This is a genomic window from Vibrio sp. THAF64 (genome assembly GCF_009363455.1).
GTDB lineage: Bacteria > Pseudomonadota > Gammaproteobacteria > Enterobacterales > Vibrionaceae > Vibrio > Vibrio coralliilyticus.
The window spans coordinates 355,306-376,483 of sequence record NZ_CP045355.1; the positions used below are offsets into that span (position 1 = coordinate 355,306).

Annotated in this window: 10 protein-coding genes, 2 tRNA genes, 4 rRNA genes and 1 pseudogene; 14 read left to right on the plus strand and 3 right to left on the minus strand. The window is 46.8% G+C overall.

The genetic code is table 11. The features are described from left to right. Positions 1–111 precede the first annotated feature (111 nt). Positions 112–3,729: a response regulator gene (locus FIU99_RS01645; RefSeq protein ID WP_006963188.1), complete on the minus strand. Its 3,618-nt coding sequence runs from the start codon at positions 3,727–3,729 to the stop codon at positions 112–114. A 21-nt stretch (positions 3,730–3,750) separates the two neighbouring features. Further along, on the minus strand, positions 3,751–4,788 hold the full coding sequence (locus FIU99_RS01650; RefSeq protein ID WP_006963187.1) for a two-component system response regulator: 1,038 nt from the start codon (positions 4,786–4,788) through the stop codon (positions 3,751–3,753). Positions 4,789–5,689: 901 nt separating this feature from the next. Between FIU99_RS01650 and FIU99_RS01655 the strand changes: the two genes are divergently transcribed. Continuing rightward, entirely contained in the window at positions 5,690–5,980 is a 291-nt protein-coding gene (locus FIU99_RS01655; RefSeq protein WP_006963186.1) for an H-type lectin domain-containing protein, read from the plus strand. A 298-nt stretch (positions 5,981–6,278) separates the two neighbouring features. On the opposite strand, the pseudogene FIU99_RS27500 reads toward FIU99_RS01655, so the two are convergent. Beyond that, positions 6,279–6,386 (minus strand): annotated as a pseudogene (locus FIU99_RS27500) (site-specific integrase); the annotation flags it as partial. 95 nt (positions 6,387–6,481) lie between these two features. Here FIU99_RS27500 and dusA point away from each other — a divergent pair. From dusA to FIU99_RS01725, 13 genes are all read left to right on the plus strand, one after another. After that, positions 6,482–7,483, plus strand: coding sequence for a tRNA dihydrouridine(20/20a) synthase DusA (gene dusA / locus FIU99_RS01665; RefSeq protein ID WP_039952691.1), 1,002 nt, complete (start codon positions 6,482–6,484; stop codon positions 7,481–7,483). Positions 7,484–7,653: 170 nt separating this feature from the next. After that, positions 7,654–7,863, plus strand: a complete 210-nt coding sequence (gene pspG / locus FIU99_RS01670; protein WP_006963183.1) for an envelope stress response protein PspG — start codon at positions 7,654–7,656, stop codon at positions 7,861–7,863. 130 nt (positions 7,864–7,993) lie between these two features. Further along, complete coding sequence (locus FIU99_RS01675; RefSeq protein ID WP_236612209.1) at positions 7,994–8,629, plus strand: TIGR04219 family outer membrane beta-barrel protein; 636 nt, start codon at positions 7,994–7,996, stop codon at positions 8,627–8,629. Between the two features lie 150 nt (positions 8,630–8,779). Continuing rightward, on the plus strand, positions 8,780–9,010 hold the full coding sequence (locus tag FIU99_RS01680) for a hypothetical protein (protein ID WP_006963181.1): 231 nt from the start codon (positions 8,780–8,782) through the stop codon (positions 9,008–9,010). A gap of 126 nt (positions 9,011–9,136) precedes the next feature. Beyond that, positions 9,137–10,996: an assimilatory sulfite reductase (NADPH) flavoprotein subunit gene (locus tag FIU99_RS01685; RefSeq protein ID WP_006963180.1), complete on the plus strand. Its 1,860-nt coding sequence runs from the start codon at positions 9,137–9,139 to the stop codon at positions 10,994–10,996. Further along, positions 10,996–12,732 carry an assimilatory sulfite reductase (NADPH) hemoprotein subunit gene (gene cysI, locus FIU99_RS01690; RefSeq protein WP_006963179.1) on the plus strand — a complete coding sequence of 579 codons (1,737 nt, stop codon included), beginning with the start codon at positions 10,996–10,998 and terminating at the stop codon, positions 12,730–12,732. The genes FIU99_RS01685 and cysI overlap by 1 nt, the downstream gene beginning before the upstream one ends. Continuing rightward, complete coding sequence (locus FIU99_RS01695) at positions 12,725–13,501, plus strand: phosphoadenylyl-sulfate reductase (protein WP_006963178.1); 777 nt, start codon at positions 12,725–12,727, stop codon at positions 13,499–13,501. The genes cysI and FIU99_RS01695 overlap by 8 nt, the downstream gene beginning before the upstream one ends. A gap of 552 nt (positions 13,502–14,053) precedes the next feature. Continuing rightward, positions 14,054–15,606, plus strand: a 16S ribosomal RNA gene (locus FIU99_RS01700). A 295-nt stretch (positions 15,607–15,901) separates the two neighbouring features. Continuing rightward, positions 15,902–18,790, plus strand: a 23S ribosomal RNA gene (locus FIU99_RS01705). A 90-nt stretch (positions 18,791–18,880) separates the two neighbouring features. Beyond that, positions 18,881–18,996 (plus strand): 5S ribosomal RNA (gene rrf, locus FIU99_RS01710). Between the two features lie 317 nt (positions 18,997–19,313). Continuing rightward, positions 19,314–20,866, plus strand: a 16S ribosomal RNA gene (locus tag FIU99_RS01715). The 16S, 23S and 5S rRNA genes sit together here with 2 tRNA genes alongside, the layout of an rRNA operon. 66 nt (positions 20,867–20,932) lie before the next feature. After that, positions 20,933–21,009: transfer RNA gene (locus FIU99_RS01720), tRNA-Ile, on the plus strand. Between the two features lie 42 nt (positions 21,010–21,051). After that, positions 21,052–21,127: transfer RNA gene (locus FIU99_RS01725), tRNA-Ala, on the plus strand. The last annotated feature ends 51 nt before the right edge of the window (positions 21,128–21,178 follow it).

Consider the following 21,178-nt stretch of genomic DNA (forward strand, 5'->3'; position numbering starts at 1 on the left):
AGGCATTTTCTGATAATACAGTCAGTGAGTTAACCTATCGAATCGTGGTTACGGTAACTGGATCTGCCTTGAGTGTTATAAGTTACCTTATCTGTTAATAAAACGATACTGCTACGGCGCATTGGTATTACTCACTTTGTGCGCTCTGTTGGATAAAATCTCCTGCCCTAAGTCAAAATCAAACTCTTCCAACGCATTATTTAGCTGGGCGAAGTCAGATTCAGACAACCCAACCGAAGAGCTTGATGTAATATCTTCCATAATAGACAGTGCCTGAGTGTCGTTTTCATCTACGGCTTGTTTGAGCTGATCAAACAAATCCTGATTGAAAATACCATTTGCAGAAGATACTGCAGGCTTTTCACTGTGGAGTTCGCTGGCGTGGATATTCTCGACCAGTGCGGTGAGTGATTTAAGCATTCTTTGGCGTAAGTCTTGATTTGTGCTGTCGTGCTCCAGCTCTTGGCAAAGCTCGTGCAGCGAAGTCGCTCCTATATTGCCTGCGACCCCTTTGAGAGAGTGAATATTGCGTTTGCGTGTTGCACTGTCTTCGTCGGTGACAGCGGCTTCTACAGCGTTGGTATCGGCATAAGTGCTGGCAAAGCGCAGAATGAGTTTGGTGTACAAATCGGCATTACCACTCGCACGGGTTAGGCCTGAAGTAATATCAAGACCGGTAATATTGGGGACTTGCCCAGTAGAGTGTTCCGCTCCTGCCACCAGTTGTTGTGGATGTTTAGGTGTAATCCATTTCGCCAAAGTACTGAACATCGCACCGACATCAATCGGTTTAGCGATGATGTCATTCATACCCGCATTCTTTGCTTTTTCTTTATCGCGCTCCATGACGTTAGCCGTCATAGCGATGATTGGAATTTGTTTATCATCCAGTTTTTGACGTATAAATTCCGTGGCTTCATAGCCATCCATGACTGGCATCTGACAGTCCATTAAAATGCCATCGAAGTCATGGCTCTTATAAAGATCAATCGCTACCTGACCATTTTCAGCGATTGTGACGTGTACTTGTTGGCCTTCAAGTAGCTCAGTGGCCAGCTCTTGGTTAATCTCATTGTCTTCGACCAGCAATAACTGAGCACCAGCCAGTTGTTGGGCATTGGCAAGTTGTGTCTGCTCTTCGACATCGCTCCGGCTTACACGACTGCCTTCAACGCCATAAAGTGTCACTATGGCATCGAACAGATGTGAAGAGGTGACTGGCTTATCGAGGATTGATGGTGGCGTTAACTGGCGATTGATAAAGGCATCGGTCAGCTCTTCACGGCCATAAGCCGTCAGCATTAAGAGTTTTGGTTGCTCACGCTCTGCCAGTCTGTCCCACATGATTTCAGCTAAATCGATGCCGTCTTTGACCGGCATCTGCCAGTCAGAAATCACCAAATCATAAGGTTGTTTGTTGGTGATGGCTTCTTCTAACTCATCAAGCGCACTATCAACATTGGTAACGCTGGTGGTTTCAAACTGTAGGGATTCGAGAATATCTTCCACAATAAGCCTTGCGCTGGCATTATCATCGACCACCAGAATTTTCAGCTGACCGAGTTCTTTCGGGACCAACAATTGCTCTTGCTTTAACGCGTGGCTTACGCCTAATTGAACGGTGAAGCTGAACGTTGATCCTTTACCTTGTTCGCTTGTGACACCAATGTCACCGCCCATCAACTGACAAAGCTCTTTGCTGATCGCCAACCCAAGTCCGGTACCGCCATATTTGCGTGTGGTTGAACTATCGGCCTGAGTAAACTTGTTGAATAGCTTATTGCACTGCTCTGGTGTCATGCCAATACCGCTATCAGTCACCGAGAATTTGAGGGTGATATCGTTACCGTCTTTCTTTTCCAGAGCAATGCTAACTTTGATCTCACCTTGTTCAGTAAATTTCACCGCGTTGTTGGCTAGGTTAATTAGGATCTGCCCCAGACGCAGAGGATCGCCAACTAGCGCAGTTGGTACGTCGCGATCAATATGGATCAATAATTCCAGCCCGCGTTCAGATGCGCGTAAACCAACGAGATTGGAAATATTGTCGAGAACATTCTCTAGGTGGAAGTCGACGTTTTCGATATCCAGTTTGCCCGCTTCGATCTTTGAGAAGTCTAAGATATCGTTGATCAAACCGAGCAGGGAATCGGCGGAAAGCTTCACTTTCTGAATGTAATTACGTTGAGCCTTGGAAAGGTCCGTTTTGAGTGCAAGATAGCTCATGCCGATAATGGCATTCATTGGTGTGCGGATCTCGTGGCTCATGTTAGCCAAGAAGTCTGACTTTGCTTTGTTTGCTGCATCGGCGTCATCTCTTGCTAATGCCAGCTTATCTGCAAAACGCTCTAGTGCTGCGTGAGATTTATTTGCGAGTAAACCCAGCAGCAGTAAAGTCACCACAAAGATACCGCCACCAATCGCCAGATAGCTGGCAATCGCACCGGAATTTTCTACCGTATTGAGCTGTTCTTGGTAAACGGGCTGAATGAACGACTGTAGCTGCTCGTATGTTGTTTCCAACTGGGCGATCTGCTGTGAGGTAATACTGCGTGCTGAAGTTAATTGATTGAACAGCGTGTAGTAGCTGTTAGTCAGTGTTTGTATTTTGTCGACATTGATCTTTTCTTCATCGGTCGGTACTTGAGCTGACAGGCTATCGAGAAGGCGCAATGAGTATTCCAGATAATCATTTACTTGGTCAGCAATCGCCTGCTGGCGCGTTGGTGAAAGTGACAGTGAATAGTCGCGATCGAGTTGTTGTGCTTCACTGATTGAAGATTGAAGAACAAGTAGATTAGAGCTGACAGCCAGACGCTCACTAATAGCGATTTGAGTACTGGAAACGGCTTGCTGCGATGCTCGGAGAATATCCTGAAGATGATTACGTAAGTCGGTGGCTGAGCGTGCCAACTCGTCCCCAGAACGATTTACTTGATTGAGAATGCTTTGCTGGAGCTTTTCACCAATATTAGACCAGCTTCTTAGCTGGACGAGTGAGGTGAGATAACGATTTTTAGCATTGTTGACCAGAATCAGTTTATTCACACTGGTTTGTTCGGTCAGCTTGCCATCGAGTAAGGTGATGAGTTGGTCGATTTTCTTCAGTTCAAACTGTGCTTGGTTAAGCTCCTGTTGGTCTTTACTAAGCACGTATGATTTCTGGTGGTTTTGTGAGTTTGCTATTAGTCCAACAAGCCAGTGGGCACGAATCGCGTTATCAGAATCTTCATCTACTTGCTCTCTAAGCTCCTCAATACTCATGATACCGTTTTCAACGAAGTCTTCATGCAACTGCTGAATGACATCAATGGTATCGGAAGCCTCCTCGGCAATGATGGTCATTTCTTCACGAGTCGTGGTTTCACTCTGACTGAGCGCTATGTACTGGGTAAAGTCCTGACGATAATCCGCAAGCAAGTCGGTAATCTGTGCATCAATACCATTGGCGATGACAACGTCTGATAACGTCTGAGCTTTATCTATCTGGCGATAAATGTCATCAGAGACCTCATCCTGAGGCAGACGAATATAACTTTGCTCGAGCATCTTAACGCTGTCTAAGGTCGATAATAGCTGGGCATTACTCGCGTACTGATCGACTGTATTAAAGCGCTGGTTAAGGCTCATCCAGCCAATGCTACCGGCAATCAGTAACATCACGGAAGCAATAACAAAGCCGGTAAGAATGCGCTTAGAGTCGAGCGCATAGTTCTGTACTTGATTCATTCTCTACCTTAGCCGAAGCACTTAAAATTCGTCTTTAAAGGATTCTTTGATTTTGAGGATTTCATCTAGCTGACTGATGAAAATGGGCACTAAGTTGGGGTCAAAATGCGCGCCTGCACCTTCTTCAAGCAGTGCCACGGCATCTTCAACTGGCCACGCTTTTTTGTATGGGCGTTCACTGGTTAGGGCATCGAACACGTCCGCAATGGCCACAATGCGAGCACTTAAAGGGATCGCTTCTCCTTGAGTACCATGAGGGTAGCCACTGCCATCCCACTTTTCATGGTGATAAAGAGCAATCTCTTTCGCCATTTGCAACAGGAGTGAATCACTTTCTCCGATAATGTCTGCGCCGAAGTTGACGTGTTTTTGCATCACCGTCCATTCATCACCATCTAGCTTACCGGGCTTGCCTAAAATGTTATCGGGGATACCGATTTTTCCGATGTCATGCATGGGAGATGCTTGGAAGACAAGTTCGACCCAGCGTTTACTGACATCCAACTGCTCAGCAAGAATACGTGAATAATGACTCATGCGAACAACGTGCATGCCTGTCTCATTGTCTTTATATTCAGCAGCTCGGCCTAAGCGTTGAATGATTTCGAGGCGGCTGCGCTCCAATTGTTCGGTTCTTTGTTTTACTTGAACCGATAACGCCAAATTTTGATCGTACAGTGCGATGTGTGTTTTCACCCGAGCCTTAACGATTGGTGGGCTGACAGGTTTGGTAATGTAGTCGACTGCTCCCATCTCGAAGCCTTTTTGCTCATCGACCACTTCTGCCTTGGCTGTTACAAAGATCACGGGGATATCGGAAGTCAAAGGGTTGGACTTTAGAATCGAGCACACTTCGTAGCCGTCCATTTCCGGCATCATGATATCGAGCAAGATCAAATGAGGACGAGGAGAGCTGTTGGCAATCTTGAGAGCTTTCGCGCCGCTGGTGGCTGCTTTGATTTTAAATTCATCGGAAAGAATGCCAGACAAAGTATGGATATTGTCTGGGATATCATCGACCACCAGTATGGTTGGTTTGTCTAATGGATCAGAGGCCATACGCGTAAATCCTTCTACTATGCGCTCTTAATATGTTTCAACAGATAGAATAGTGAATATTTATAAATAGTTGCAGCGTTAATCTGCTAATCAGATGAGTCTAATCATTGAACAGTGATGTACGTACAAGTTTGCTGATCAAAGTCTTGTTCAGAGTTTGGAAGATTACCTTATTAGTACACTTTCCATTTTCGAGCTTACGAAATGCGTAGAGAACAGCTCAAAAGTGGTTATTTCTCAAGGCCTTAATAGATAAGTTTGTTTATATTAATCTAATGTTTTCAATCAGTTAAATACCACCTGATTTGTGTGATGAGTAGTGAAAACGGCAAAAACATCGTTTCTGAACTAAATATCCTCTCATGTGCACTTGAGTTAGTATTTTCCTTACCGTATGGTTGCATCTGTCCTTAACCGGGACGATATGAAACTGTAACATTCATGTATCTTTCATTTTCAATTCAAACATTTACGCTGGCTGCCAACTCCAAGGGCCAGCTTTTTTTTGCGTGAATTTTAAACATAGTTTGGATTGAACCAGATCACATATCGAAAGTGGTGAGTGTGGGCTAATTACTCTAAACCTAGGGGCGGCACGCAAAAGCTTGCGATGTGTACAGGAAAAATAAAATATGAAATTGATTTCATATTTTATTCATCTACGATAAAAGTCCCTATGGGTAATTTGTCAATCATTTCATTTGCTTCATGGAACGGTGCTGGCCTCCAACTCACTTTTGGGCCAGCTTTTTTTTGTCTTGAATAATTTGAGTAAAGAATGCTTTACAGTCTCTAATTTTTACTGGCTATGTGTATTGTTGCTTATTCACCTTATTGTTCTAAGTTTTGATGGTCACAGGATGACAAACAAACTTAATTATTCTCAACTCGAGGCTAGGTTATGAAACAAGTAATTGGAAAAGTATCTTACAACGGTGATGTTGAAATTGGTCAGGGCTTTCAAGCTGAACGACATAGTGCAGGCTTATTTAAGGTGTACTTCGATAGTAATTTGTTTGACTCCACACCAGTTGTAGTTGTCACACCTGATACGTCTCGCGAGTCAAGTGAAACCTATACGGTGGCAACTTCTTTGAAGAATGTTTCTGAAAGTGGCTTTACGTTGAGTATTGAAAATCTAAGTGCTGATACGTACGACGCAACATTCAACTTTATTGCAATCACTCAATAATCTTCAACTCTTAGTTGCTTTCTGTTCAATGAGGCTTACTGTGCGTGCAGTAAGCCTTTTTTGTGATCTATTATTCCACACAAATTTACTATCGGTATTAGTGTTCGATTGGCAATCCAGTGCTTTCGTAATGGCCGCCTAATACTGGGTGGCTTTATACATAGCTGGTTTAACACCAAAGACGTTACTGGTTATCCTGAGCTGACTATCGCGAGTGTTACGGCTGAAGGATTTCATTACGGTGACATCACCTGTACAGCCATTCCGTATATTGGTGCGAATTTTGGCTGAAAGTTGTTGGCTCTTCAGGTTCCTGGACGCGTTTGTATCTATAGCTTCGAGCGAGTTCTTTTTTCCTGAATGTTTTCGATTCTCTGTGTATAATCGCCGGATTATTTTTGACCACTCCATGATGAGTATCGCAGTAGCGCAAGATTGCTATGATCTGTGGGCGTGAATATTCATATATAGCTGTGGTAGTAAGATTTCGAGTAACACCTTATGAAACCTGACAATACTAGTAAATATGCGGCCAACCGCTTTTCCATAGCACCCATGCTCGATTGGACTGACAGACATTGTCGTTACTTCCATCGACTGCTGACGAGCGAAACTTTGCTCTATACCGAAATGGTGACGACGGGTGCGATTATTCACGGTAAAGGTGATTTTCTTGCGTATAACCAGGAAGAGCACCCAGTGGCACTTCAGTTAGGTGGCTCAAACCCTCAGGATTTGGCAACGTGTGCGAAATTGGCGCAAGAGCGTGGCTACGATGAAATCAACCTCAACGTTGGCTGTCCGTCTGACCGTGTACAGAACGGTCGCTTTGGTGCATGTCTGATGGCAGAACCACTGCTGGTGGCAGAATGTGTTGCGGCAATGCGCGACGTGGTGGATGTGCCAGTTACGGTGAAAACCCGTATCGGTATTGATGACCAAGACTCGTATGAGTTTCTGACCGACTTTGTATCGATTGTTTCCGAGAAGGGGGGCAGTGATCAATTTACTATTCACGCACGCAAAGCTTGGCTTTCTGGCTTAAGCCCGAAAGAGAACCGTGAGATTCCACCTCTCGATTACCCGCGTGCCTACCAGCTGAAGAAAGATTTTGCGCACCTTAATATTGCTATTAATGGTGGCGTTAAGACACTTGATGACACCAAAGAACATTTGACGCACCTTGATGGCGTTATGGTTGGCCGTGAAGCCTATCAGAATCCTTATATTCTGGCGGAGGTTGATCAACAGATCTTTGGATTAGACAAGCCTGTTAAGAAGCGTACTCAAGTTGTGCAAGAGATGTATCCGTACATTGAAAGCCAGCTGGAGAAAGGGGCGTATCTTGGTCACATTACTCGTCATATGTTGGGCTTGTTCCAGAATATGCCGGGGGCGCGTCAATGGCGTCGTTACATTAGTGAGAATGCTCACAAGCCTGGCTCTGGTATCGAAGTGGTAGAGACGGCGCTGAGTAAAATTCCTAAAGAGCTGAATGTGTAAATTTCACCACCTAATAGTATTTGGTTGGTGAATTTAACCAACTAAGATAATCAATAAAAGAGACGCTTTATAAAGTGTCTCTTTTTTATTTTATTAAAATCAGATGCTTATGTTTTTTTCTTTAACTTGGCTTACTTTCTGCAAAGCGAAAGGTAACTAAGGAGAAAGATATGTTTGAACTCATCTTTGTATTGGTCTTTATTGCAACGCTGCTGGTGACGGGGCTTACTATGTTCACGGTGTTTGCTGCGGCGGGTTTTGCTTTGATGGTGATGGTTTTACTCGGTATGGTCGGGGCGGTGATTAAACTTATCCCGTGGTTGATTGTTATTGCTGTGGGTATTTGGTTTTTCAAAAACTACGTGTATAGCCACCGTTAATCCGAGCAGGAATTTGACATTAACCGCTGTGCAGAATGTGATACTATCGCTCCAACATCTCGAACCTCAATGAGCTCAGGAGCTAAATTAGATGAACAAATCAGCACTGGCGGTTATGACTGCAGCTGCGATGTCGATGGCAAGTTCAGCAGCAATGGCAGAAGATTCTGTAGTTGCAAAAGTAGGTGCTGAAGCATGGTGGGTGGACACAGAAGTGAATGAAATCCGCCGTGATAAAGAAGTTACTCCAAGTATTTATGCGGCGATCGAGCACGATATTAAGTATGTGCCGAATGCACGTATCAGAACAGCCAGCGTTGATAACGAGTTCATGGCATTTGATAAGCTGGATCTGACGCTCTACTACCAAATGATGGAACACGATCTATTGCACTTTGATGCGGGTATTACCTTTAGCGATATGAGTAATACAAAGTACAAGGATGCAGAAACTGGCCAAACTAAAGATTTTAACGAGCTGCTGTGGGCATTCTATGGTTACGCTGAAATCACAGTGCAAGACACTAACTTTGATATCATCGGTGAAATGAACTTTGGTGATAGCAGTGGTATTAAGAGCACCGACCTGATGGCAGGTATGCAATATAGAATGCCACTGAATAATTCCACAGTCACTTTCCGTGGGGGCTACCGAGTGATTGATCTTGAGTCTGATGAATTTAAGCCAACCCTTGAAGACAGCACGCTAGGCAAGCCTTTTATTATGGCGAACGGTTTCTTCCTTGGTGCTGAATACAGTTTCTAAACTGCAAGAGTCTTTCCAAAAAACGCTGCGTAATATCGTGGCGTTTTTTTATGCCTATTCGTTATATCTTCATTTTTCTTTTAGCAGTTTTTTGTCTTTCGACCATGCTTATTAAGGGTTCTTATCAATAACTTCAGAGAAAGGATTCTCATGACTATCAATGAACTTAGAAATCTTTATAGAGAAAATCAGTTAGTTGAAGCCATCATTGAACCTTCTGCTCAGGAAGGGAGTTGGATTGTTGAGTTTCGCCATGCTCGTGGTGGTTTTGTGCTATTAACTGATTCTCATGGGGAAGAGTGCCACTATCTGGATCTGGATTTGGCCTCAAAGTCCGCGATGGCTGTTGGCTTCAGGCAGGTACGTGTCGAGGCTAAGTAGCCAAACTTGCTTAAACTTTCGGCTTTCTTTAATTCCAAAAGTTATAAAACATTCATTTCTATTCTTTCTTGTTATTAAAGGGAGTGGTTAATCTATCATCACGCAATGAATAGGGATGTCGAGACCATGTCTTTGAACAAGAACGTGTCCTCTCAAGGAAACACACCACAAGAACTACCGTCAATCGCAGCTCCTTTAAATGATCAACAACTGAATACGCTACAACAAACAGTCTCAGAACTGTCACCTCAACAGTTAGCGTGGGTCAGCGGTTATTTTTGGGGGCTATCTCAAGCTCAGCCTCAAACGACTGGTGCTGCTGCACCTATTAGTCAGGCAGCTGCGGCTGTTGCCGCAAAATCGGCAGGCAAGCTTTCTATTATCTTTGCTTCTCAGACGGGTAACGCGAAAGGCGTTGCTGAAGCTCTGGAGCAAGAAGCCAAGGCCCAAGGAATCGCTGTCGAGCTGTTTGATGCCAGCGATTACAAAGGAAAGAACCTCGCCAAGGAAACGCACGTCATTATTGTTGCCTCTACCAACGGTGAAGGTGAAGCACCAGATAATGCGATTGAGCTGCATGAATTCCTTCAGTCTAAGAAGGCGCCTAAGTTACCAAACCTGAAATACGGTGTGATTGGTCTAGGTGACTCGAGTTATGAATTCTTCTGTCAGACAGGTAAAGATTTCGATTCTTACCTATCTAAACTTGGCGCGACCTCATTTATTGAACGTATTGACTGTGATGTTGATTACGAAGCGCCAGCGAGTGAGTGGCGTCAAAACGCACTGGATAAAGTCAAAGAAGCGTTAGCATCAGGTACTGAAGCTGAAGTCGTTCAACTACCAGTCGGTCAAGCGGCACCGGGCCATTCGCCATACAATAAGCAAAACCCTTACACAGCAACCTTGCTCACGAGCCAGAAGATTACTGGTCGGGATTCAGGTAAAGATGTCCGCCATGTCGAGATCGATTTGGATGGCTCAGGTCTGACATATCAGCCGGGTGATGCACTTGGTGTGTGGTTCGAGAACAGCTCAGACCTTGCGAATGCGATCTTAGCCAAAGCAGGCTTGTCAGGTGTGGAAAGTATTGATGTTGATGGTGAGAGCATTTCCATCCACAGTGCGCTAGTAAGTAAGTACGAGATAACGTCAGCAAACCCTCAGCTTGTCACTAAATTTGCAGAGCTATCGGGTAGCAAGAAACTACTCAAACTGGTGGAAGATAAAGACAAGCTACGCGAATACGCGACCAACACCCAAGTGGTCGATGTTTTGGCTGAAAAGAAAACCAAACTATCCGCTGAAGAACTGGTTGGTTTGCTGCGCCGATTGACCCCTCGCCTCTATTCTATTGCTTCTAGTCAGAGTGAAGTGGACGAAGAAGTCCATCTAACGGTTGGCCTTGTTGAATATGACAAGGGAGATGAAAAGCGTTTTGGTGGTGCGTCTAGCTTCCTTTCTCATCGTTTAGAAGAAGGCGGCGAAGTGAAAGTGTTCGTTGAGCACAACAATAACTTCAAACTACCGCAGGATGACAATACCTCTGTCATCATGATTGGCCCAGGTACTGGTATTGCCCCGTTCAGAAGCTTTATCCAAGAGCGTGATGACCGAGGAGCTGATGGTAAGAACTGGCTATTCTTTGGTGACCGCACCTTTACCCAAGATTTCCTCTATCAGGTTGAATGGCAGAAGTACCTGAAGTCAGGCTTGCTGAATCGTCTTGATGTGGCCTTTAGCCGTGACCAAGCAGAAAAAGTCTACGTGCAACATCGCATTCTGGAAAACGCTGAACAAGTATGGCAATGGATTCAGGAAGGGGCATACATCTATGTCTGTGGTGATGCGACACGGATGGCGAAAGATGTCCATGAAGCGCTGATTCATGTCGCAGAGCAGCACGGCAAACTATCACGTGATGATGCCGAAGAATTTATCAATGAACTCCGCAAAGCGAAACGTTACCAAAGGGATGTTTACTAATGAGTGCTTCTACCGAAAATAATAAACAGGTTGTCTTGGGCGAAGAGTTAGGGCCCCTTGCGGATAACGAGCGTCTGAAAAGAGAAAGTAATTTCCTACGTGGCACGATTGAGCAAGATCTGCAAGATCGTATTACCGGTGGCTTTACTGCAGATAACTTCCAGCTGATTCGTTTCCATGGCATGTATCAGCAGGACGATCGTGATATCCGCAATGAGCGTACCAAACAGAAATTGGAACCACTGCATAACGTGATGTTACGTGCACGTATGCCAGGCGGGATTATCAAACCGGAACAGTGGTTAGCGATTGATAAGTTCGCAACAGATCACTCTCTGTATGGAAGTATTCGTCTAACGACGCGTCAGACGTTTCAGTTCCACGGTGTGTTAAAGCCAAATATCAAATTGATGCACCAGACGCTTAACAGCATTGGTATCGACTCCATTGCAACAGCGGGTGACGTGAATCGTAATGTACTGTGTACCACAAACCCGGTTGAATCGGAGCTACACCAAGAAGCGTACGAGTGGGCGAAGAAGATCAGTGAGCATCTTTTGCCTAAGACCAAAGCGTACGCAGAAATCTGGTTGGATGGCGATAAGGTAGAGACGACTCAGGATGATGAACCAATTCTGGGTAGCAACTACTTACCACGTAAGTTCAAAACTACCGTTGTGATACCGCCACAAAATGATGTCGATGTACACGCGAATGACCTTAACTTTGTCGCGATTGCTGAAGATGGCAAGCTGGTGGGCTTTAACGTATTGGTGGGCGGTGGCCTAGCCATGACTCATGGTGATACATCTACTTATCCAAGACGTGCCGATGATTTCGGATTTATCCCTCTGGAGAAAACGCTAGATGTTGCAGCAGCAGTCGTCACTACCCAGCGGGATTGGGGTAATCGCTCAAATCGTAAAAATGCCAAAACCAAATACACGCTCGATCGAGTGGGCAGCGATGTTTTTAAAGCAGAGGTGGAAAAACGTGCTGGAGTGGCATTTGAAGAAAGCCGTCCGTATGAATTTACTGAACGTGGCGATCGAGTCGGCTGGGTCGAAGGGATCGACGGAAAGCATCACCTGACTCTATTTATAGAAAACGGTCGCTTGCTGGATTATCCGGGTAAGCCTCTTAAAACAGGTGTGGCTGAGATAGCGAAAATCCACAAAGGGGATTTCCGCATGACGGCGAACCAGAACCTGATTGTTGCTGGAGTCTCCAAGAACAACAAAGCGAAAATTGAGAAAATCGCTGTTGAGCATGGTTTGATGGAAGAAACCGTTAGTGAGCAGCGTAAGAATTCAATGGCGTGTGTTGCGTTCCCAACCTGTCCGCTGGCAATGGCTGAAGCTGAACGATTCTTGCCAGAGTTTGTTACGGACGTTGAAGGTATTCTCAAAAAGCACGGCTTACCAGAAGAAGACAACATTATCTTACGTGTGACAGGCTGTCCGAATGGCTGTGGCCGTGCGATGTTGGCGGAAATTGGTCTGGTAGGTAAAGCACCTGGCCGTTACAACTTGCACCTAGGTGGTAACCGTGGCGGTACACGCGTACCTAAGATGTATAAAGAAAACATTACTGATAAACAGATTCTTGAAGAAATCGATCAGCTAGTCGGTCGATGGGCCAAAGAGCGTAACGACGGTGAGTGCTTTGGTGACTTCACGATCAGAGCTGGCATTATCGATGAAGTATTTGTTTCCAAGAGGGACTTTTATGCTTAACTCTGTGGCTTCAAAACCGAAGTTAGCAGAGCTCTTAACGGCAACGAAGACGGAGCAAATTCTTCGTCTTGCGGAAATTAACATAGAGCTCGAAAAGCTAACGGCTCAGGAAAGAGTCTCTTGGGCGATAGAAAATCTGGAAGGAACACACGCTGTTTCCTCAAGTTTTGGCATGCAGGCTGCGGTGATGTTGCATTTAGTCACGCAGGTTAAGCCTGATATCCCGGTCATATTGACAGATACTGGCTATCTTTTCCCTGAAACTTACCGGTTTATTGATGGCCTCACGGAAAAGCTTAACCTTAACCTGCAAGTCTATCGTGCAAAACAGAGCGCCGCATGGCAGGAGGCAAGTTACGGTAAATTGTGGGATCAAGGTATAGAGGGAATTGAAAAGTACAATCGCTTAAACAAAGTGGAACCTATGCGTCGCGCTTTGGATGAACTTAGAGTGGGTACTTGGTTTTCAGGACTGCGCCGTGAGCAATCTAAGTCTCGAGCAAACCTGCCAATCCTGACGATTCAAAATGGCGTGTTTAAGTTTCTGCCGATCATTGATTGGACAAACAAAGACGTACACTACTATCTAGAGCAACATGGTTTGCCTTACCACCCATTACGTGATGAAGGGTATTTGTCGATTGGCGACACTCATACAACCAAAAAATGGGAACCTGGAATGAGTGAAGAGGAAACTCGGTTCTTTGGTCTTAAACGAGAATGTGGGCTCCATGAGGATGACAGCGAGCAAGATGGCTCAGGTATTTAGCTTTATTTTGAAGCATTAGTGTAGAAAGACCGCTTTGGCGGTCTTTTTTATGCGCCTTAGGCTATGTTATGTGGATAACTCTGTGGTTAAGCTATGAGCATATTATGAGTAAATAGGGATAAATAAAGCTTTGGATGAATATTGGGCGGTTAAGCGTTATTTTTGCAATTTTTTCAAAATATCGCTTGCCAATGTGATGCCGATCTCTATAATGCCTCCTTGTCGACAGGGCAAGGGCTCACAAGGGTTCCAAGCCAAATCGATAGGCCAAAAAGAAAATGAAATAAATTTTAAAAAAGTGTTTGACACTTCAGTTTATCTCGCTAGAATGGCCGCCTCTTCCGAAGTGATGTGAGTCACAAAGAAGAACGCTCTTTAAAAATATAAACCTATCAATCTGTGTGGGCACTCGTTGATGATAATCCAATTCGATATTTCGGTATCAAATTAGGTTTCAATGATACGAAGTGACCATTGAATCTTCGGATTCAGCACAGTCAATTCAAACATTACTTATGTAATGTTCAGTATTCATTGAGCCGACAAAATCTTAAATTGAAGAGTTTGATCATGGCTCAGATTGAACGCTGGCGGCAGGCCTAACACATGCAAGTCGAGCGGAAACGAGTTGTCTGAACCTTCGGGGAACGATAACGGCGTCGAGCGGCGGACGGGTGAGTAATGCCTGGGAAATTGCCCTGATGTGGGGGATAACCATTGGAAACGATGGCTAATACCGCATAATAGCTTCGGCTCAAAGAGGGGGACCTTCGGGCCTCTCGCGTCAGGATATGCCCAGGTGGGATTAGCTAGTTGGTGAGGTAATGGCTCACCAAGGCGACGATCCCTAGCTGGTCTGAGAGGATGATCAGCCACACTGGAACTGAGACACGGTCCAGACTCCTACGGGAGGCAGCAGTGGGGAATATTGCACAATGGGCGCAAGCCTGATGCAGCCATGCCGCGTGTATGAAGAAGGCCTTCGGGTTGTAAAGTACTTTCAGCAGTGAGGAAGGTGGATGTGTTAATAGCGCATTCATTTGACGTTAGCTGCAGAAGAAGCACCGGCTAACTCCGTGCCAGCAGCCGCGGTAATACGGAGGGTGCGAGCGTTAATCGGAATTACTGGGCGTAAAGCGCATGCAGGTGGTTTGTTAAGTCAGATGTGAAAGCCCGGGGCTCAACCTCGGAATTGCATTTGAAACTGGCAGACTAGAGTACTGTAGAGGGGGGTAGAATTTCAGGTGTAGCGGTGAAATGCGTAGAGATCTGAAGGAATACCGGTGGCGAAGGCGGCCCCCTGGACAGATACTGACACTCAGATGCGAAAGCGTGGGGAGCAAACAGGATTAGATACCCTGGTAGTCCACGCCGTAAACGATGTCTACTTGGAGGTTGTGGCCTTGAGCCGTGGCTTTCGGAGCTAACGCGTTAAGTAGACCGCCTGGGGAGTACGGTCGCAAGATTAAAACTCAAATGAATTGACGGGGGCCCGCACAAGCGGTGGAGCATGTGGTTTAATTCGATGCAACGCGAAGAACCTTACCTACTCTTGACATCCTCAGAAGAGACTGGAGACAGTCTTGTGCCTTCGGGAACTGAGAGACAGGTGCTGCATGGCTGTCGTCAGCTCGTGTTGTGAAATGTTGGGTTAAGTCCCGCAACGAGCGCAACCCTTATCCTTGTTTGCCAGCGAGTCATGTCGGGAACTCCAGGGAGACTGCCGGTGATAAACCGGAGGAAGGTGGGGACGACGTCAAGTCATCATGGCCCTTACGAGTAGGGCTACACACGTGCTACAATGGCGCATACAGAGGGCGGCCAACTTGCGAAAGTGAGCGAATCCCAAAAAGTGCGTCGTAGTCCGGATTGGAGTCTGCAACTCGACTCCATGAAGTCGGAATCGCTAGTAATCGTAGATCAGAATGCTACGGTGAATACGTTCCCGGGCCTTGTACACACCGCCCGTCACACCATGGGAGTGGGCTGCAAAAGAAGTGGGTAGTTTAACCTTCGGGGGGACGCTCACCACTTTGTGGTTCATGACTGGGGTGAAGTCGTAACAAGGTAGCGCTAGGGGAACCTGGCGCTGGATCACCTCCTTATACGATGATTATTCACGATGAGTGTCCACACAGATTGATGGTTTTGAAGCGCAAGCTTCGAGCTATGATTGCTCTTTAACAATTTGGAAAGCTGACGAATAACAACAATCCCCATCTCTTTGAGATGCGTTGTTATTCAATAAAAGTTCTCAAATCCTAATGACTTGTTCATTAGGTACCAACACACATTCAAGTGTTCTTGGAAATTTGAGTCCGGCAAAATCGAGTCTGCATCATGTTTAAATAATTGCAGACAACTTTGGTTGTTTGACGTAAAGACCCTTTGGGGTTGTATGGTTAAGTGACTAAGCGTACACGGTGGATGCCTTGGCAGTCAGAGGCGATGAAGGACGTATTAACTTGCGATAAGCCCAGATTAGACAGTAAAAGTCATTTGAGTCTGGGATTTCCGAATGGGGAAACCCACCTGCATAAGCAGGTATCATTATCTGAATACATAGGGTAATGAGGCGAACCGGGGGAACTGAAACATCTAAGTACCCCGAGGAAAAGAAATCAACCGAGATTCCGAAAGTAGCGGCGAGCGAAATTGGACTAGCCCTTAAGCCTTTAATGCGTCAGGTGAAAGTTCTGGAAAGTTCTGCGATACAGGGTGATAGCCCCGTAACCGACAGCGCATTTTAGGTGAAATCGAGTAGGGCGGGACACGTGATATCCTGTCTGAATATGGGGGGACCATCCTCCAAGGCTAAATACTACTGACTGACCGATAGTGAACCAGTACCGTGAGGGAAAGGCGAAAAGAACCCCTGTGAGGGGAGTGAAATAGAACCTGAAACCGTGTACGTACAAGCAGTAGGAGCACCTTCGTGGTGTGACTGCGTACCTTTTGTATAATGGGTCAGCGACTTATATTCAGTAGCAAGGTTAACCATCTAGGGGAGCCGTAGAGAAATCGAGTCTTAACTGGGCGTCGAGTTGCTGGATATAGACCCGAAACCAGGTGATCTAGCCATGGGCAGGTTGAAGGTTGAGTAACATCAACTGGAGGACCGAACCGACTAATGTTGAAAAATTAGCGGATGACTTGTGGCTAGGGGTGAAAGGCCAATCAAACCTGGAGATAGCTGGTTCTCCCCGAAATCTATTTAGGTAGAGCCTCGGACGAATACTACTGGGGGTAGAGCACTGTTAAGGCTAGGGGGTCATCCCGACTTACCAACCCTTTGCAAACTCCGAATACCAGTAAGTACTATCCGGGAGACACACGGCGGGTGCTAACGTCCGTCGTGGAGAGGGAAACAACCCAGACCGCCAGCTAAGGTCCCAAATTACAGCTAAGTGGGAAACGATGTGGGAAGGCTTAGACAGCTAGGATGTTGGCTTAGAAGCAGCCATCATTTAAAGAAAGCGTAATAGCTCACTAGTCGAGTCGGCCTGCGCGGAAGATGTAACGGGGCTAAGCTGTAAACCGAAGCTGCGGCAATGCATTTTATGTATTGGGTAGGGGAGCGTTCTGTAAGCCGTTGAAGGTGAGCTGTAAAGCTTGCTGGAGGTATCAGAAGTGCGAATGCTGACATGAGTAACGATAAAGGGGGTGAAAAACCTCCTCGCCGGAAGACCAAGGGTTCCTGTCCAACGTTAATCGGGGCAGGGTAAGTCGACCCCTAAGGCGAGGCCGAAAGGCGTAGTCGATGGGAAACGGGTTAATATTCCCGTACTTCTTACAATTGCGATGGGGGGACGGAGAAGGCTAGGTGGGCCTGGCGACGGTTGTCCAGGTTCAAGTGCGTAGGCTTGAGAGTTAGGTAAATCCGGCTCTCTCTAAGGCTGAGACACGACGTCGAGCACCTACGGGTGTGAAGTCATTGATGCCATGCTTCCAGGAAAAGCCTCTAAGCTTCAGATTGTAAGGAATCGTACCCCAAACCGACACAGGTGGTCGGGTAGAGAATACCAAGGCGCTTGAGAGAACTCGGGTGAAGGAACTAGGCAAAATGGTACCGTAACTTCGGGAGAAGGTACGCTCCTGTCGGTGAAGTCCCTTGCGGATGGAGCTAACGGGAGTCGCAGATACCAGGTGGCTGCAACTGTTTATTAAAAACACAGCACTGTGCAAAATCGTAAGATGACGTATACGGTGTGACGCCTGCCCGGTGCCGGAAGGTTAATTGATGGGGTTAGACGTAAGTCGAAGCTCTTGATCGAAGCCCCGGTAAACGGCGGCCGTAACTATAACGGTCCTAAGGTAGCGAAATTCCTTGTCGGGTAAGTTCCGACCTGCACGAATGGCGTAATGATGGCCACGCTGTCTCCACCCGAGACTCAGTGAAATTGAAATCGCTGTGAAGATGCAGTGTACCCGCGGCTAGACGGAAAGACCCCGTGAACCTTTACTACAGCTTGGCACTGAACATTGACCCTACATGTGTAGGATAGGTGGGAGGCTTTGAAACCGGTACGCCAGTATCGGTGGAGCCGTCCTTGAAATACCACCCTTGTAGTGTTGATGTTCTAACTTAGACCCGTCATCCGGGTTGAGGACAGTGCCTGGTGGGTAGTTTGACTGGGGCGGTCTCCTCCCAAAGAGTAACGGAGGAGCACGAAGGTGGGCTAATCACGGTTGGACATCGTGAGGTTAGTGCAATGGCATAAGCCCGCTTGACTGCGAGAATGACAATTCGAGCAGGTGCGAAAGCAGGTCATAGTGATCCGGTGGTTCTGTATGGAAGGGCCATCGCTCAACGGATAAAAGGTACTCCGGGGATAACAGGCTGATACCGCCCAAGAGTTCATATCGACGGCGGTGTTTGGCACCTCGATGTCGGCTCATCACATCCTGGGGCTGAAGTCGGTCCCAAGGGTATGGCTGTTCGCCATTTAAAGTGGTACGCGAGCTGGGTTTAGAACGTCGTGAGACAGTTCGGTCCCTATCTGCCGTGGGCGTTGGAAGATTGAAGGGGGCTGCTCCTAGTACGAGAGGACCGGAGTGGACGAACCTCTGGTGTTCGGGTTGTCATGCCAATGGCATTGCCCGGTAGCTAAGTTCGGAATCGATAACCGCTGAAAGCATCTAAGCGGGAAGCGAGCCCTGAGATGAGTCTTCCCTGACCCCTTGAGGGTCCTAAAGGGTTGTTCGAGACTAGAACGTTGATAGGCAGGGTGTGTAAGCGTTGTGAGGCGTTGAGCTAACCTGTACTAATTGCCCGTGAGGCTTAACCATACAACACCCAAAGGGTTTTGATGGACTCAAAGTAAGAACAGATTGAATGTGTAGAGAACACAATAACAGCTTTCCAGATTAAAGAATTTGCTTGGCGACCATAGCGTTGTGGACCCACCTGATCCCATGCCGAACTCAGAAGTGAAACGCAATAGCGCCGATGGTAGTGTGGGGCTTCCCCATGTGAGAGTAGGACATCGCCAGGCTTTAATTTCGACTTTGCTTATCTATTAAGCAAGTCACCATAAAGTTCTAATCTTTTTTAGAGTTTTATGTTGACTTCAACAGTCAGTCGCGTAATATACGCGTCCTGCTTAGGTGCTAAGACACTGAAAGCACAGCTCTTTAACAATATAAACCTATCAATCTGTGTGGGCACTCGTTGATGATAATCCAATTCGATACTTCGGTATCAAATTAGGTTTCAATGATACGAAGTGACCATTGAATCTTCGGATTCAGCACAGTCAATTCAAACATTACTTATGTAATGTTCAGTATTCATTGAGCCGAACAAAATCTTAAATTGAAGAGTTTGATCATGGCTCAGATTGAACGCTGGCGGCAGGCCTAACACATGCAAGTCGAGCGGAAACGAGTTGTCTGAACCTTCGGGGAACGATAACGGCGTCGAGCGGCGGACGGGTGAGTAATGCCTGGGAAATTGCCCTGATGTGGGGGATAACCATTGGAAACGATGGCTAATACCGCATAATAGCTTCGGCTCAAAGAGGGGGACCTTCGGGCCTCTCGCGTCAGGATATGCCCAGGTGGGATTAGCTAGTTGGTGAGGTAATGGCTCACCAAGGCGACGATCCCTAGCTGGTCTGAGAGGATGATCAGCCACACTGGAACTGAGACACGGTCCAGACTCCTACGGGAGGCAGCAGTGGGGAATATTGCACAATGGGCGCAAGCCTGATGCAGCCATGCCGCGTGTATGAAGAAGGCCTTCGGGTTGTAAAGTACTTTCAGCAGTGAGGAAGGTGGATGTGTTAATAGCGCATTCATTTGACGTTAGCTGCAGAAGAAGCACCGGCTAACTCCGTGCCAGCAGCCGCGGTAATACGGAGGGTGCGAGCGTTAATCGGAATTACTGGGCGTAAAGCGCATGCAGGTGGTTTGTTAAGTCAGATGTGAAAGCCCGGGGCTCAACCTCGGAATTGCATTTGAAACTGGCAGACTAGAGTACTGTAGAGGGGGGTAGAATTTCAGGTGTAGCGGTGAAATGCGTAGAGATCTGAAGGAATACCGGTGGCGAAGGCGGCCCCCTGGACAGATACTGACACTCAGATGCGAAAGCGTGGGGAGCAAACAGGATTAGATACCCTGGTAGTCCACGCCGTAAACGATGTCTACTTGGAGGTTGTGGCCTTGAGCCGTGGCTTTCGGAGCTAACGCGTTAAGTAGACCGCCTGGGGAGTACGGTCGCAAGATTAAAACTCAAATGAATTGACGGGGGCCCGCACAAGCGGTGGAGCATGTGGTTTAATTCGATGCAACGCGAAGAACCTTACCTACTCTTGACATCCTCAGAAGAGACTGGAGACAGTCTTGTGCCTTCGGGAACTGAGAGACAGGTGCTGCATGGCTGTCGTCAGCTCGTGTTGTGAAATGTTGGGTTAAGTCCCGCAACGAGCGCAACCCTTATCCTTGTTTGCCAGCGAGTCATGTCGGGAACTCCAGGGAGACTGCCGGTGATAAACCGGAGGAAGGTGGGGACGACGTCAAGTCATCATGGCCCTTACGAGTAGGGCTACACACGTGCTACAATGGCGCATACAGAGGGCGGCCAACTTGCGAAAGTGAGCGAATCCCAAAAAGTGCGTCGTAGTCCGGATTGGAGTCTGCAACTCGACTCCATGAAGTCGGAATCGCTAGTAATCGTAGATCAGAATGCTACGGTGAATACGTTCCCGGGCCTTGTACACACCGCCCGTCACACCATGGGAGTGGGCTGCAAAAGAAGTGGGTAGTTTAACCTTCGGGGGGACGCTCACCACTTTGTGGTTCATGACTGGGGTGAAGTCGTAACAAGGTAGCGCTAGGGGAACCTGGCGCTGGATCACCTCCTTATACGATGATTACTCACGATGAGTGTCCACACAGATTGATGGTTTATGTAGTTTAAGAGACGATACTGGGTCTGTAGCTCAGGTGGTTAGAGCGTTCGCCTGATAAGCGAGAGGTCGGTGGTTCAAGTCCACTCAGACCCACCAATCTTCCTCCCAGGAGATTGGCAACAGTATCGACACCTTGATGGGGCTATAGCTCAGCTGGGAGAGCGCCTGCCTTGCACGCAGGAGGTCAGCAGTTCGATCCTGCTTAGCTCCACCATCTTTAAGTGTTCTTGAAAAAGAATCTTTAAAAATGGTTCATTTATGAATC

What these genes read in the sequence shown, in the direction of transcription:
- FIU99_RS01645 (WP_006963188.1), bottom strand. Translation starts at nt 3,729, where the DNA reads ATGAATCAAGTACAGAACTATGCGCTCGACTCTAAGCGCATTCTTACC.
- FIU99_RS01650 (WP_006963187.1), bottom strand. Translation starts at nt 4,788, where the DNA reads ATGGCCTCTGATCCATTAGACAAACCAACCATACTGGTGGTCGATGAT.
- FIU99_RS01655 (WP_006963186.1), top strand. Translation starts at nt 5,690, where the DNA reads ATGAAACAAGTAATTGGAAAAGTATCTTACAACGGTGATGTTGAAATT.
- dusA (WP_039952691.1), top strand. Translation starts at nt 6,482, where the DNA reads ATGAAACCTGACAATACTAGTAAATATGCGGCCAACCGCTTTTCCATA.
- pspG (WP_006963183.1), top strand. Translation starts at nt 7,654, where the DNA reads ATGTTTGAACTCATCTTTGTATTGGTCTTTATTGCAACGCTGCTGGTG.
- FIU99_RS01675 (WP_236612209.1), top strand. Translation starts at nt 7,994, where the DNA reads ATGTCGATGGCAAGTTCAGCAGCAATGGCAGAAGATTCTGTAGTTGCA.
- FIU99_RS01680 (WP_006963181.1), top strand. Translation starts at nt 8,780, where the DNA reads ATGACTATCAATGAACTTAGAAATCTTTATAGAGAAAATCAGTTAGTT.
- FIU99_RS01685 (WP_006963180.1), top strand. Translation starts at nt 9,137, where the DNA reads ATGTCTTTGAACAAGAACGTGTCCTCTCAAGGAAACACACCACAAGAA.
- cysI (WP_006963179.1), top strand. Translation starts at nt 10,996, where the DNA reads ATGAGTGCTTCTACCGAAAATAATAAACAGGTTGTCTTGGGCGAAGAG.
- FIU99_RS01695 (WP_006963178.1), top strand. Translation starts at nt 12,725, where the DNA reads ATGCTTAACTCTGTGGCTTCAAAACCGAAGTTAGCAGAGCTCTTAACG.